Origin of the sequence: Paenibacillus sp. 7523-1 (genome assembly GCF_002276415.1) — a bacterium.
Lineage (GTDB): Bacteria > Bacillota > Bacilli > Paenibacillales > Paenibacillaceae > Paenibacillus > Paenibacillus illinoisensis_A.
The window spans coordinates 45,190-60,506 of sequence record NZ_NPBR01000024.1; the positions used below are offsets into that span (position 1 = coordinate 45,190).

The following is a 15,317-nucleotide window of genomic DNA, read 5'->3' on the forward strand; positions in this document are numbered from 1 at the left end:
TTCATTCCTCTTTATTTAGTAATAGCTTGATTTTCTCAGCTATGTTAATAAACACTTCTGGAATTTTTTCAAGTAAAACATCTTCATCTATATAGTTTATTGCTTGCAAATGTGTCACGGGCTTACCTCTTGTTAAAAAGAAATAACCGTACCATACCATTAGTTCCTTTTGTTCTTTAGTATACGTCTTGCCATCTCCACCGTTCTTCTTTAAAGCTCTTCTTACGTCACTATTTACCCGCTCTTGATAAGCTGTGCTTTTCTTATCATCTTCACTTAACTCATTAACTCTTTTTTGTTTCTCACCTTCCGTTATTTTGATCAGTGGCCCCTCATTTTTTTCTAGAGTTGCTAAATAAGCATCCAAATAGTTTTCAAGCATCAAAAAATCCACATCTAGAGGATTTGAAAAATAAACATTTTGTAGTTCAAGTACTTTAATCCACCCATCAATAAGGTCATTTGTCTCCCAATTATGCATATTATCCAAGTCATGTACTGAAAGAACACTTCCATCTTCGAGTTTTAATAAATCCTCTCTGGTTGAACCATTTTCAAGAAGTTGTTTTAAAGCATATTTAATCCTTCCCCAGCCACCACCATCCCTTTCTCTATCTAAATCTAACAAGGTAATGTATGGAATATTTAATTGATTTAAAAGTTTCCAAAAGTGATTCACATGTCGACCACCTAAAGGAACAACAGAAATATCTACATCATCTAATTCTTCCATATACAAACCTAAAAATTTTGGTATTAATATCTCTTCACTGTCGCCCTCTCCTAATAAAACTAAAGATGCAAAATATAATTCTGGATATGCTTTAATCGCTTCTTTTACATATTTATATGACTCATCTATTTTTTTAGGAAGCAAAATCTCGTTAACAATAGTTTTACCATTTTCTATCCTTAAGTGACGGATTTCGGTGGGGTCTACACGTTTAATAATTGATGGGCTATGTGATGTTATAAGCACTTGCGAGTTGTTTTTGCTACGTATGTTATTCAAATTCTTTATAACCTTACCTAGTAAATGCGGACTTACGTGATTTTCTGGTTCTTCGACTAAAATGAGAGTTAGAGCTGGCGGATCAATATTTAAAACTCGCTCTTCTTGAACTATTTTATTCTTAATTTCTGTTATAGCCTCATTTTCTAGTTCAAGAAGAGAATCTATTAATGTTAAGTAAAATAATGACTTTAACCCATCCCCTAGGTCATTCACTTTGAAGGATTTTTCCGTATGTGAAGGTGTGAATTCTACTTCTAGCTTTTGAAGAATACTATCTAAATCACTACTGCCGAATTTTATATTGGCCTCATTGTATCTAGAATCACTATGATAATTTCTCCATTGAGAAGAAACTACTTTCCTAACTTGACTTATTCCAGATTGTTCAGCAACTTGTTTATCCAACTCATCAATTTTATTGTTTATCAATTCTTTATCTGAATCTTTCCAATTAATCTGATTTAAAATTCTCCATAGTATAGTTCCAGTAGCATTCTTTAGTTGTTCGGATGGATTCCTCACTGCTGGAATATATAAAACTTGAATTTTGTCTCTATCATTTGCAGAAATGGGTTTTAGGCCGTTTTCTCCTTTATTCACTACGTAATAATATTTACAATCTATTATCCCTTCAGGTGAACTTCCTTTTTTAAAACTTGCATCTAGACGTATAACAATATATGGATTCCCCCCTGGTTGGTCTACTATAAAATTTTCGAAATACTGAGCTATCCCATAATCATCCTCATCTTCACCTTCACTATCTTCATCAAAGAAATCAAAATAAGATTCTATGTAAAAATTACTTTCAACTATCTCATCTGAGGTTTTATCTAACGGAATATGAAAATCAGATTTATTAATTCTCGAATTCCCGAACAACTTTTGAAGTGCGCTTAGTATTGTAGTTTTTCCGGAACTATTATGCCCGACAAAAGCTGTAAGATCAGTAATATTGATTGTTGTATCATTTGGCCCAAAACTACGATAATTATTCAATACTAATTTAGTTAATTTCATATTCAAGTCCCTTTCTTTCTTCTATTTATTAGCTTCATGGTGAAACAAAGATAACCTATAATATCTTATCTGTCTGGAATCTTAAATTATCTGGCAAAGACGATTTTATTCCCTTAAGTGAAACCAAAATCCATCCATGCTTGACTTCTGCTGAACTTGTAACACCATGATAACGTACCAATCATATTAGTATCCCTCCAGAAAACAAATGAATTAAAAAAACCTAATTTCAAAATTCTAGTCAACGCATAACTGATTGTGAATAGCTGCCCTCTATAATCTCAATGCTAGCATAAAATTCCTACATGTTCAGTCACTGTTCCTATTTTTTTAAAAAATAAATTATCCTTACAAAGTTATTTTTTATAAAATAAAAAGATCGAGATTGACTTCTCGATCTTTCTTTCATGACATACACCTTTAAATTGTCTTATTTATAAACAATGGACCATCAGCTTGACAGTAAATAATTTATTTACGTGCCACTGCATACCCCTTATTTTCTAACAACTTCACAATCCCATGTTCCCCCAGGTAGTGAGCTGCACCAACTACAATGAAATACTCCTCGCCTTTGCCGTTTTTCAAATAACCATCAATCTTGTCAGCCATGCCGACATTACGGTCGATCAACATTGCTTTGTTGTATTCTTCATCATCGGAGAAGCTGTTTGTCAGCTCCAACAGTTGCTCGTCATTACCCGTTATCCACATTTTGGCCATATGATCCACGCTGTCATTTAACACATCGAAATTATCTAAGGTCGCTTTAAGCGTTTTCTCTTGCAGCTCTTTCGAGAAGTTATTGAACATTCCTAATTGGGATTCATACGATTCCAACTCGATGACCGGAATTTTGCTCTCTATTGCCTTCTGGATGAAGTACAGATCTACTCCGGCAGAAGCATCATATCCTGCTTTCATAGATTTCAGGCTAGCCAACGTACTCTCTACCACCCAAGGCTTGAAGGTATCAAGGGCATTCGCTTCCAATCCATTCTTCTTCAAAATGTCTCCTACCTGAGTATACGTCTCGCTGGAAATGTGATCTTTCAGGGTGGTGCCATCCTGGTACGTGCCCAGATCCAGTACAATCTTTTGTTGCGCTTCATCTGCCGCTTTGCTTATATCGATCTCTACACCAAGGTAATCCGACTCGGCAAAAGCTTCCTCAAACTCCTTGCGCAATGGATAGAAGCTATCATTAGCGATATGCATCGAACCTACCAGGTAAACTGTGTTGCCATTACTTTCGACTTCCCACATGAAGCCGCGTCCACCGGTTTGAACGGTTTCTGTCTCTCCACCTTTAGATACCAGCAATACTGTACGCGTAACAGCATCCCAACGAACCTCATAACCAGCGGCATCACCGACAATACGGATCGGCGCGTACGTTACGCCATTGATGCGAGTAAGTTTACTTTTCAGCGTAATCGTCTTGCCGTTAACCACTGCTCTAATCGTATCATCTGTTGCTGTCGTCAGTTTCACGTCCATGGCGTCCAGTGTGGAGCGCAGCGGCACAAGGGTTGTTCCTTTATCGTTAATCGGTGCGCCCACCATGTATTGAACCGTTTCGTCATTCACTTTTACGGATGTCTGTTGCGGAGCAGCCATTGCCGGCACTGCCGATGCTAGCAAACCTACGGAGATCGTCAGGGACAAGAGCATACGTTTCCAGTTTTTCATAGTATGTACTCTCCTTTAAGTAAAATAATAGTTTGAAACCTGTTAGTATAAAAGAAGACACAACCTAAATGAATAGGATCAAGTTGGGGATCGGTGCCACCCCGAATCCAGTGCAGCACCTCCCTCGTCATTTACTTCTTACTTCCAGCGAGCCATAAACCAGCTACAGCAATCACAGCACCAGCACCCATCAGGGCACCTTGAAAAGCATCTTTTAGTGCAGATCCTTCCGTATTCCCCATCGATCCTAACAATAGAATGATTGCGGCTACACTTAACATCATGAATGATTTTGAACTCATGTTTCTAATCATGTTCAACGCCTCCATATATTCAGTAAAAACCTCAAGGAATTTTGCTACTATAGGTCCATTAAATCATCAAAACAACTTATAAAACGGAATTCCATCAAATTAACTGAATGTTATTGCATAAATATACATTTCTCAGTAATTATGCAAAAGCTATCTCAGTAATTATGAAAACATTCTCACTATTTATGACACCGCACAAGTAGTAGCCTGCTTGAGACTTAAATTTTGTAAGCTTTCATCGCCTTGAACAATTCCTTGAAAGTTGGGCGCTTACCATACATCAACACACCCGTGCGATAGATTTTGGCAGCCAGCCAGCCGAAGATAAAGATCGATACGACCAGAATGGCCAAAGACACTAGGATCTCCCATGTTGGAGCAACCCCTGCCCCGATTCGCACCAAGATAGCCGTAGGTGAGGTAAACGGTATGAAACTGGCCACTTTTAATAGCAGAATGTTCGGTGTTGCGATACTGAAGATTGCAATATAGAAGGAAACGAGTGAAAGCATCGTAATCGGCAGCACCGCTTGACCCAGTTCTTCTGTACGGCTAACCATCGAACCAATTGCAGCAAACATCACTGCGTATAGGAAGTAACCCAGGATATAGAAGATTAGTCCGTATACAATAACGGCGATGTTTACATCACTTAGGTTCAAACTGAAATCACTCAGGACGTCACGGTTGTGAGGAAGCAGCACATTCCCTGCAACCACTGCACCGAAGATACCGATCTGAAGCATACCTACCATAAATATCCCGATGATTTTACCAAACATCTGACTCAGTGGAGACACGCTGGTAATCAAAATCTCCATAATGCGGGAACTCTTCTCCGCTGTGATTTCGGATGCGATCATATTACCTGTCATCATAGTAGATGTGAACAGAAGGATGATCAGCAGGTATACCACAATATAGTTAATCGGGCTCATGCCATTCTCTGACTCTGCCCCAGCTCCTGCTTCTTCAGTACTCAAGCTTTGCTCACTAACCTTAACAGGTGTATTAATCAATTCCTTTTGTTCAGCCGTGAGTACGTCCTTCACAACGACATCCAGCTTCACACTTTGCAGCGCTGCTTCTATAGAAGCAATAATCTGAGGGGACACCTCTTCTGTTGAATACAGGATCGGCTGTGGGAACTCCTGTCCTTGGACCGTTTCAAATTTCAGATACCCATTAGTAAGTCCGGATTCCGCGTCTGCTTTCAGCGCAGCTTCATCTTTAGTACCATCAGCAATGAATCGGTACGCCTGATCTCCTTGTGCGGACGAGAACTTCTCCAGCTTCTCCGATACTTCCGGCTGTCCCGCACTTAGAAGCCCAATATTTACAGGATGGTCTCCTGCAGCTCCACCTCCGATTGATCCACCGTTAAACAGAGTAATGAAATAAGGTACATTAAGTCCGATTGAAATTAAAAGTGCGAGCACAATGGTCGTAACTACAAATGATTTCGTTTTGACTTTGTTTTTGAACGTAAATCCGATGATTGTTCCCATTTTATTCATTCGACTCACCCACCTCACGAATAAAGATTTGGTTAAGCGTTGGTTCTTTGATCTCAAAATGCTCTACAGTCGTCTGATTCATTGCATGCTTCAATATCTCCTGGGCAGCCTCAACCTGCGCAATATGAATAAGATATCCACGCTCATTCCGCTCCACCTTATTCACACCGGCCAATTGATCCAAACCATCCACATTGCCAGTGGTATTCAGGAAAACCTGTTCACGCGGATAGCGGTTCTTGATCTCCTTGATCTCTCCCTGAACTACGGTATTGGAGCGATGTAGAATTGTTATCTGACGACAAAGCTCTTCAACATGCTCCATGCGATGTGTCGAGAACAGGATAGCCGTTCCTTCATCACGCAATTCCTTAACAGTGGATTTGAGCAATTCTACGTTTACTGGATCTAAGCCGCTAAACGCCTCGTCAAGAATAAGAATCTGAGGACGGTGCACCACCGCAGCGATAAAGCCCATCTTTTGCTGGTTACCCTTCGATAACTCCTCGATCTTTTTGTCGTAATACTCAGGGACCTCGAATCGATCCAGCCAGTATCTTAGGCTTTTGTCTGCATCCTTGCCATTCATGCCGCGAAGGCGGGCCAAATAATTGATCTGGTCACTGACCTTTACCTTGGGATACAATCCGCGTTCTTCCGGAAGATAACCCATGATCTGCTGCAGCTCGGTACTATACGGCTTGCCATTGTATCGAATCTCTCCACCATCGGGATGAATCAGACCAAGTACCATGCGCATCGTTGTTGTTTTACCCGCACCATTGGCACCCAGCAATCCATAGATTTCTCCTTCTTCCACATTAAGCGTGACACCATTAACAGCCGTCTTATCTGCATATTGCTTGACTACCTGCTTTAGTTCCAATCTGTTCATCATCTATCATCCTCCTTCGTTTATCTCCACAGTGTCGGAGCGTACCCTGCAATCCAATATTGCAGCACTTCGTCCAGCTCCAGGTTTCGGATTTTCATGATGCGGTTACCCGCAAGCTCCAGCCTCTCCTGTGCTTCAACTACCCGGGTCGTAATCACCCGTATGGCTCCAGCCTCCTGCTTCGACTCAACAGCTCCTGGTATACTTTCCGGTCTTAGATCGCCTTCGTACCAGATTTCTCTCCATTGATCGAGCACGACATCTTTTTCCGCCATTCCAAGTGATTGGCCCCGGTGCATCAGTACAATGTAATCCGCCAGACGCTTCACTTCATCTGCTATATGTGTTGCTATTAAAATGGTGGTATCCCCATCCGCCATGAAATTGCGGAACTGCTCGACCATGACCTTCCAGGCAAATGGATCAAGCCCAGAAGAAGGCTCATCCAGCAGGAGCAATCTCGGCCGTGCAGCAAGCGCAGCCGCTATTTCGAATTTGCGACGCTCTCCTTTGGACAACTTCTTCAGTTTCACATCATAGGGAACATCCATATCATCCATTAGCTGGTTGAACAGCTTCGCATCCCAACGGGTATACCAATGTGCCCGGAATCTGGCAGCTTCAACAGCGGTTATATTGTCTTCTTCCGAACCTCCACCGTCTGCAACAAAACCAATATGCTCTCTAAGCTCTGTAGGAAGTTCACCTTCGTGGTGCTGTCCAAACCACATGATCTGACCGGAATCCGGTAGTACTACCCGCTGAAGCATATTCAGCAGCGTGCTTTTGCCCGAACCGTTATGACCCAATATGGCAACCACGTATCCCTCGGGAATGACGAGATCAATAGGGCCAATGATTCTACGCTTGCGCATTTTGGATACACCGTTTAGCTGAACCGCAATTGGTTCCATGTTTGGTCACCCCTTATTCGGATAGTAGATTGACTGCAAAATCTCTTGAAACAATCCTGCCATTTCCTCTTCACTGCATCCAACGGATTTACCAGACTGCACGGCTGCTTGCAACGCTTCTCTTGCTGCTGTCAATTTGTAGTTCTCCCGATCTCCTGCCTCAACCTTGGCTACAAACGTGCCCGTACCCTGCTTCGTTCGAAGCAAGCCTTCATTCTCCAGATCCTGGTAAACCCGGCGAACAGTAATCACGCTGCAATTCAACGAACCTGCAAATTCGCGAATGGATGGCAAATGCGTCCCCTCCCCCAATTGACCCGTTATAATTAAAGATCTTAGCTGGTTTTCAATTTGGTGATATAAAGGTTCAGCACTATTTTCATTAATTTGAATCGGTATATTCAAGCCCTGCACCTCACCCTCGCGTACACTTCAGTTCACTTGCACGATAGTGCCGGTCATCCTCGATGTCGTTCTATATTTGACTTACCATTAACTTAAATCCCGTTTCGATAACTTCCTTAGTGTTAAGCGACTAAGCAACCATAACACCGCAAATCCCAATATTAGCGAACCCCACATAAATGGTGATAACAATCCCCAGGTTTTGCTGATTTCTACGGCATATTGCAATCCGTTTCCACCCATGATTCGAATGAAGAGCGCAATGAGGACAATTACGGGTACAAACAGCATGCTGATTAACAAATACTTTTTGCCCGTGTGTAGAAATTCCCCAAAGATATAGAATCCTGTAATCAGTATCCCGTATCCTGTGCACGTTAGGGCAAAGGCTAGATACTGATCCCATCGAAACCCTTCCAGATGCATCACCGAGACATACAACGCGCCATAGTAGAATATGCCATTAAAGATGAAGGCCAGCAAAGCCTGCTGAATGCGTCCCCACATGACGGTCTCTGCCGAGATGGGAAGTCTGCGATAGTAGGTCAGCATCTGTGTATACGAATCTTCCTGTATGTAGCGGAAAGAGCGTCTGGAGAAGATAAATCCCTGAAATGGAATCATAAGCAAGAAGTAGGAATCGGAAATGATGTTAAGCGCACTTTCCTCCCTCTGTCCATATAACATGACACCACCCATAGCTCCAACATAGATCATAAACATCGCAGACCATAACCATTGATACCGGTCCTTGCTCCATTCGCTGCGGGTTAGCCACCAAGCTTGCTTCCAATCATTCATAACATTGCCTGCCTTTCCATCTCACACTTTTACTATGCAAGCTGTGTTCACTGTGTTTACTGTATATATCAATATACACAGTATACAGACCTCCACTTCGTACCGTCAACCCTTTTTTTCCTGAATCAGGAATATAGCAGGAATTTATTCCCTTGGACATTGAAATGATGCAGTATGAAAGGCTGGCTTAGGGCAGTTACCACAATGTACGTTTAACAACTGTTTCGAACTAAAGGCCTGCAGACAAAAAGCAGGCAAAAAAAGAGAGCTGACTCCGATATTGTGCGAACACAAAACGGAATCAACTCTTTCAATTTTCCGGCACCTGTATGCAGAAGAGGTCAAACTTTTACACCAAATTGTAGCCGCTTGGCAAACTGCGATTACTGCGGATGGCACGAATTTCGGCTAGTGTCAGCCGTTGATTGGTGGAGATCAGGGATTCTACATCATTTCCCCGGATCAGATCATCCAGATCTCTCAGATTGGTATTGCCACGATAGACGCGGAATCCACCCTGAAAGTTCGGTCTCGTAAACACAACCAGCGTTGCATTGGAACTTGTCGAGAAAAAGCGCAGGCTCTCTACCCCATCCAGAATGTTATCCAGATTGCGCAGACCCGTGTTACCACGGTAAATCCGGCTTCTCCCTCTGTAGTTCTCTTCTGAATACACCGTGAGACGTGGATACGTTTGACTGACTTGGACTGTTTTTTTCACTTGTTGTTTCCCCCTCTCGATCTCATTCTATGTAAGGATGAGAGAGAAGGTATGGACGATTGAACGAATCCATTCATCCATTTTCATATTTTCAAAGAATTTGTTTACTGTTCTACACCCCGAGGATGACTTCCCATACAGGGCGCGTATGCCCGCCAGGATAAAGGAGATATAACAGGACATATACGATGACGCCTGTAAGTGCGCTGCTGAACCAGATCATGGATGTAAACCGTCCCCAGCGACGATGTGTAGCAAATTTCTTCTTAAAGCCCAGCACTAGGGTAGAGATACCGAAGACCGCAGCTGCTGTGGCGAGAATAATATGAAAGATTAGAAAGATTCGATAGAAGATCTCCATCTCCGGATCACCGCCCCAAGCGGTATTTCCTACAAATATAGTCCGGGACATGTAGATGATAAAGAATAGCAGAGCCGCCACAGCTCCTGCTATCATCATGGACTGATGAGCCTCCTTTTTGCCGCGAACGATTAACACCCACCCGATCCCAACCAGTACAGCGCTAATCACAATGAAAGAAGTACTGATCGTAGGTAGCAAAAAATGCATATCCATCGTGTGTTCCCCCTCTTGTCTGAACATAACTAAGGCTTATTTCGCAGGATTGAGCGGTCCACCTGAACGTTCTACAGGATACGGATCATCATCATCTTCGCGTTTTTCCTTGCGGTACCATTGAAAGAAAACATATGCCAGCATGGATACGAAGATACCCTCCTGAATAAACTTCATCAAAATACCACCCACCTGCTGATCTTCTTTGGCAGAAGACAGGAAGTTAAAGAAACCCGGACCTCCGAATGTACGCAATAATGCCGAGGAGTCCCCTGACACGCAATATCTCATTGCTTCCGCCCATACGGCAGGATTGCTATACGTTGCATATAATGGCTCGGACGCAAAAATGATCAGGCCGCAGGCTGGTGTTAGCAGCACCATATTAAGAAAGATAAATCCAATCTTCGACAGTCCTGACGCCTGTCTTGCCTCCGGCAGCGGATTAAGAAGTGTCCACCACATGAGCATAGAGGTAATAAAGAGAACCAAGTAATACAGTCGGTGAACCGTAAAATTCAGCATGACATAGTCATGGACAACGGGCAGATGATACAGCGAAAATAAACCATTAAAGAGTAATGCCGCGACAATCGGATGAGCTAAAAAGGATAACTGCCGCGCTGGCAGCCACTGAATGATCTTTCGCCACAACCAGAGGGGCAGCCCTTTCATCAATAAAGGTGGAGCAACCAGATAAGACAGAGCCATGCTTACCATGTGAAAGCTGAACATGACGTGCCCCAGCAAATTAAATGGTCCAGCCTGGGCAAGATAGAACACGGCCAGACCCGTAATAAACATGATTTTCTGTGCAGCGTTAGCAGGTTCTGCATCAGTAACCCTTTCACTTAACGGACCTACGACAAACAGATACACAGCTGCAATGAGCAAAAATAACGCAAGAATGAAGGGACTCCATAAATCGTTGAAACTGAAGTATTGCAACCCGAGCATACGGGAAACCTCCCGGTGACCTGATTTGGTTGTAGCCTTAAACCATCTTTTTCATTCCATCGCCTAAAAGGGGAAAAGACGGCGGCACTGCGCCGCCGCCATCTCATTTACCACCAAACCCAATAGAGTGCCATGATGATGCACGTGAATGCTACGAAAAATCCGAAAGCCATAAACAGGATGGGCATCAGATGGCCTTTATCCTTCATGTGCATCCAGTATCCCAGCTGGACAAACACCTGAAGAATGGCCATAACCACCAATAGAATGATGGTAAAGGATGTATTGACGCCCCCTGCCTTAACGGCTGCAAACGCTATGAGTGTCAGGATGATGGAGAATATAAACACAACGACATGCTTCTGCGGTCCTTCTGTCCGGTGACGATGTTTCACAGGTTGTTGATCACTCTTATCCTGTACCGACATGTGTTAACCCACCTTTCCGAGCAGGTAGACGACCGTAAAGATAAACACCCAGACCACGTCAATAAAGTGCCAGTACATTGCGGAGACGTATACCTTTGGTGCAGTTACGACCGTTAATCCTTTTCTGAACAGCTGCCCGATAATAAGTCCGATCCACAGAATACCGAATGCAACGTGGGCTCCATGGAATCCAACCAGCGTGTAAAAAGCGGAGCTGAATGCACTGGTGGTCATCCCGAACTCTTTGTGCACCACATATTCATAGAACTCATAAATTTCAATACCAAGGAATCCAAGGCCCAGCACTACCGTAATTCCGAGCCAAAGTGCCAATGCACTTCGGTTACCCCGATGCATGGCCTGGATCGCAAATACACTTGTCAGACTGCTGACGAGGAGTATGAAGGTCGCTGCTGCCACAAGCGGCAGATGGAACAGTTCATTCGCCGATGGCCCTTCATTTGTCTGGCCACGAAGCGCCAGGAAAGTTGCGAAGAGTGTACCGAACAATACCGTCTCGCCGCCAAGGAACAACCAGAAGCCAATGAGCTTGTTGCGTCCCTCCAGCGTTGCTTTCTCCGGTTCATGCGGCAGTTGGCCACTTACCGGTTCGGCATGTGAAGTTGTCATGTTCTAACCCCCTTCTCATCCTGATCCTCGGGCTCGATATGCCAGCCATGGTCATCATAAAGTGAACGCATTGCCATCGCTCCGAATGTAATCAGAAGGCCGATAATGACCACAATATAATTATTGAAGAGTCCGTTCATAAAAGCATTGCCAAAATCGTCTTTGCTGAACATCAGGCCCAGTCCGGCAATGAAAATACCGACAGACATGATAAACGGCAGCGGTGTTGCAGATGGCATATGAATCGAACCTACCGGTTCAGCAGGAGTCATCTCCGTGTGTCCTGCCATCTTTTCCTTCCAATATGCATCGATTCCGCGAACAAGCGGAGTCTGCTTGAAGTTATATTCCGGCGGCGGAGACGGGATGGACCATTCCAACGTACGGCCATCTTCCCACGGATCATTTGGCGCATTCACCGGTTTTCTTGTTGTAATGACGATGTTCACGAGGAACATAATCACACCTACACCCATCAGGAATGCTCCAACGGAGCTGACCAGGTTAAGCAGGTCAAAGTCCTGATTCGGCAAGTATGTAACGATCCGGCGTTGCATCCCCATGAGACCGAGGAAATGCTGCACGAAGAACGTTAATTGGAAACCGATCATGAATGTCCAGAATGTCCATTTCCCAAGTGTTTCGCTCAAAATGCGACCGAACATCTTCGGCCACCAGTAATGCAGGCCCGAGAACAATCCAAGAACCAAACCACCAACGATTACATAGTGGAAGTGGGCTACGACAAAGTACGTATCATGAAACTGGAAATCAGCTGGTGCAGAAGCAAGCATGACACCAGTGACACCACCCATGACGAAGGTTGGAACGAATCCTACAGCAAACAGGTTCGCAGCCGTAAAACGGATCTGTCCACCCCACATCGTAAAGAGCCAGTTAAATATTTTGATCCCTGTCGGTACGGCAATTAGCATGGTTGAGATTGAAAAGAGTGCGTTGGCCACATTGCCGAGACCCGTTGTAAACATGTGGTGTGCCCATACCATGAATCCCAGGAAGGCAATCAGGATGGTTGCAAACACCATGGAACTGTAACCAAACAATCTCTTACGGGCAAAGGTCGGAATAACTTCCGAGATAATTCCAAACGCCGGCAAGATGAGTATGTACACTTCCGGATGTCCGAAGATCCAGAAAATGTGCTGCCAGAGTACAGGGTTACCACCATTTGCGACATCGAAGAAGTTGGCTCCCAGAATACGATCAAACGTCAACAGTACGAGTCCTACCGTAATGGCAGGGAATGCAAAAAGGATAATGGCTGAAGTAATAAATGTTGTCCATGTAAACATCGGCATCCGCATATAGGACATGCCGGGTGCTCGCATCGTAATGATCGTGGCGAGAAAGTTAATGCCACCGATGAGTGTTCCTAGACCAGCTATCTGTAGACCAATCGTATAGAAGTCCACACCATGGGTTCCGCTGTACTCACTACTGGAGAGCGGCGTGTATGACGTCCAGCCTGCATCAGGCGCCCCGCCCATGATCCAGCTCAGGTTCAGCAGCAGTCCGCCAAACAGGAACGTCCAGAATCCTAGTGCATTAATAAATGGAAAGGCGACGTCCCGGGCACCAATCTGCAAAGGAACGACAGCATTCATGATGGCAAATATGATTGGCATGACACCAAGGAAGATCATCGTTGTTCCGTGCATCGTAATCAATTCGTTGAAGACCTGAGCCGTCACAAAACTATTCATCGGCTTCATCAGCTGAATTCGGATTAAGATGGCTTCAATACCGCCAATACCGAAGAAAAATCCACCTGCAATTAAATAAAGAATAGCAATCTTTTTGTGATCGACGGTGGTGATCCAATCCATCAAGCCCCTGTACCGCTTGACGCTATGAGCATGAGCCAAGGTAGTGTACCCCCTTCTTCGTCCTTGCTGTTCTATTCATAGTCCAATTTGTAGTTGGCTAGATATTCGGCAATTCCGTCGATTTCTTCATCCGTAAGGCCAAGATCTTTTGGATTCGGCATCGTATTGCCCGGCTTCACGGATTGTGGATCATGGAGCCATTGTTTCATGTTATCCAGCACCGGATTGCCTTCTTCCTGTCCCTCACGCTGGTTCAGCAAAATACCTGCGACAGCTTCCTTGCCGCCGATTCCTGTGAGATTCGGGGCAACTGGTCCGCCTTGATCGCCAACTGCGTGGCAAGACAGGCAGTTCGTTTTGAACTTTTCAGCAAGCTGTGTATCTTCCGGCAGCACTGCCGGTGCCTTCATCTCATTGACCCATCTGTCAAAGGATTCCTGGCTGACTGCTTTTACTTTGAATTCCATAAAGGCATGCGACCTTCCGCATAGCTCCGCACATTTCCCGCGGTAAACGCCTTCATTAGGTGCTGAGAAACTAAATCTGTTCACTGTTCCATCCGGGTTTGTGTCCATTTTACCCGCAAGTGACGGCACCCAGAAGGAGTGAAGCACGTCTGCGGTTTTTAATTCGAATGCGATTTTTTTGCCGGTCGGGATGATAAGATCTTGAGAGGTGGTAACATCATATTGAGGATAAGTGAATTCCCACCAATACTGATGTGAGGTAACTTTGACCTGAATTGCATTTTTGTCCTTGGACAAATCTTCGCCTTGGGCAAAGATCGTCTGAACTGTCGGTACAGCCAGTACAATAACCAGCAAAAGCGGAATGGCTGTCCAAATCACTTCCAGCTTGAAATTGCCTTCAACCTGTTCGGGAACTTCATTCTGCCCGGCACGTCTGCGAAACCGGATCAGCACATACGCAGCAATGGCAAATACAATGATGAGCACTACGATCATAATCGCAATGGACAGCTTCATCAGATCATATTGGCCTTGTGCCACAGGACCCTGAGGTTTCATTACCGACAAGTCTTCCCGCCCGCATGCGGATAGCAGCAAAGAGAACACCGCCAGCAAGGGGAGAATTCGCTTTGCAACCTGCCACTGTTTCATCATTGATCTACCCCACTTTTTTAACATTTTCGTAGACTACCGTTATCGTTCGAAGTTTAGCCTGATAAGGTCACTTCAGCCCGATCCGCATAATCCTGTCCGTCATACAGAACGCTTCCAAAAATAACGCTTCCAGAACCCCCTTCATTTCCTTCAAAGGGCATGTCTGCGCATTCTTCCAATTCATTCTATATGGTTCAATCACTTATTAAATATAAGTTGAGGGTATGATTTTGTCAATCTTTGGACACATGTTCACAAAATGTTCACTTATGTATAAAAACCGCACCACAACTTAGTTTGCAAACGATTTCAGTTATAAATGTAAACCTCATAATTTGAAAATATTTGCCATATTTCGGCGATTTATCGTGAATTTTCAGTGACTTTTCTCACGCAAAAAACATGCAGTATTATGCAAAAGAATAAGAGCTTTTCTCAGCTTCCCTTTTTCCAGCTTCTA

Annotated in this window: 15 protein-coding genes; all 15 read right to left on the bottom strand. The window is 44.0% G+C overall.

The window, feature by feature from the left end; translation table 11 throughout:
* Position 1: 1 nt before the first annotated feature.
* Positions 2–2,035: an ATP-dependent nuclease gene (locus tag CHH60_RS23775; protein WP_095361475.1), complete on the bottom strand. Its 2,034-nt coding sequence runs from the start codon at positions 2,033–2,035 to the stop codon at positions 2–4.
* A 471-nt stretch (positions 2,036–2,506) separates the two neighbouring features.
* A complete protein-coding gene (locus tag CHH60_RS23780) occupies positions 2,507–3,727 on the bottom strand; it encodes a TraB/GumN family protein (RefSeq protein ID WP_095361476.1) in 1,221 nt (406 codons plus the stop codon).
* A gap of 131 nt (positions 3,728–3,858) precedes the next feature.
* Positions 3,859–4,041 (bottom strand): hypothetical protein, encoded by a 183-nt coding sequence (locus tag CHH60_RS23785; RefSeq protein ID WP_095361477.1) that lies wholly within the window; start codon positions 4,039–4,041, stop codon positions 3,859–3,861.
* Positions 4,042–4,259: 218 nt separating this feature from the next.
* Positions 4,260–5,558 (bottom strand): ABC transporter permease, encoded by a 1,299-nt coding sequence (locus CHH60_RS23790; RefSeq protein ID WP_095361478.1) that lies wholly within the window; start codon positions 5,556–5,558, stop codon positions 4,260–4,262.
* Positions 5,551–6,453 carry an ABC transporter ATP-binding protein gene (locus CHH60_RS23795; RefSeq protein ID WP_095291910.1) on the bottom strand — a complete coding sequence of 301 codons (903 nt, stop codon included), beginning with the start codon at positions 6,451–6,453 and terminating at the stop codon, positions 5,551–5,553. The genes CHH60_RS23790 and CHH60_RS23795 overlap by 8 nt, the downstream gene beginning before the upstream one ends.
* A gap of 20 nt (positions 6,454–6,473) precedes the next feature.
* Positions 6,474–7,367 (bottom strand): ATP-binding cassette domain-containing protein, encoded by an 894-nt coding sequence (locus tag CHH60_RS23800; protein ID WP_095361479.1) that lies wholly within the window; start codon positions 7,365–7,367, stop codon positions 6,474–6,476.
* Positions 7,368–7,373: 6 nt separating this feature from the next.
* The gene (locus CHH60_RS23805; protein WP_095361480.1) at positions 7,374–7,772 is read right to left on the bottom strand and encodes a GntR family transcriptional regulator; all 399 of its coding nucleotides are present in this window, start codon (positions 7,770–7,772) and stop codon (positions 7,374–7,376) included.
* An 87-nt stretch (positions 7,773–7,859) separates the two neighbouring features.
* The gene (locus CHH60_RS23810; RefSeq protein WP_095361481.1) at positions 7,860–8,573 is read right to left on the bottom strand and encodes a hypothetical protein; all 714 of its coding nucleotides are present in this window, start codon (positions 8,571–8,573) and stop codon (positions 7,860–7,862) included.
* A 349-nt stretch (positions 8,574–8,922) separates the two neighbouring features.
* Entirely contained in the window at positions 8,923–9,294 is a 372-nt protein-coding gene (locus tag CHH60_RS23815; protein ID WP_095291899.1) for a hypothetical protein, read from the bottom strand.
* 112 nt (positions 9,295–9,406) lie between these two features.
* Complete coding sequence (locus CHH60_RS23820) at positions 9,407–9,871, bottom strand: DUF420 domain-containing protein (protein ID WP_095361482.1); 465 nt, start codon at positions 9,869–9,871, stop codon at positions 9,407–9,409.
* A gap of 36 nt (positions 9,872–9,907) precedes the next feature.
* Positions 9,908–10,828 carry a cytochrome c oxidase assembly factor CtaG gene (gene ctaG, locus CHH60_RS23825; protein WP_095361483.1) on the bottom strand — a complete coding sequence of 307 codons (921 nt, stop codon included), beginning with the start codon at positions 10,826–10,828 and terminating at the stop codon, positions 9,908–9,910.
* A 107-nt stretch (positions 10,829–10,935) separates the two neighbouring features.
* Positions 10,936–11,256 (bottom strand): cytochrome C oxidase subunit IV family protein, encoded by a 321-nt coding sequence (locus CHH60_RS23830; protein WP_095291893.1) that lies wholly within the window; start codon positions 11,254–11,256, stop codon positions 10,936–10,938.
* 3 nt (positions 11,257–11,259) lie between these two features.
* Positions 11,260–11,886, bottom strand: a complete 627-nt coding sequence (locus CHH60_RS23835) for a cytochrome (ubi)quinol oxidase subunit III (protein ID WP_095291892.1) — start codon at positions 11,884–11,886, stop codon at positions 11,260–11,262.
* Positions 11,883–13,733, bottom strand: a complete 1,851-nt coding sequence (gene ctaD, locus CHH60_RS23840) for a cytochrome c oxidase subunit I (RefSeq protein ID WP_426643393.1) — start codon at positions 13,731–13,733, stop codon at positions 11,883–11,885. The genes CHH60_RS23835 and ctaD overlap by 4 nt, the downstream gene beginning before the upstream one ends.
* 71 nt (positions 13,734–13,804) lie before the next feature.
* The gene (gene coxB / locus CHH60_RS23845) at positions 13,805–14,857 is read right to left on the bottom strand and encodes a cytochrome c oxidase subunit II (RefSeq protein WP_095361485.1); all 1,053 of its coding nucleotides are present in this window, start codon (positions 14,855–14,857) and stop codon (positions 13,805–13,807) included.
* Between the last annotated feature and the right edge of the window lie 460 nt (positions 14,858–15,317).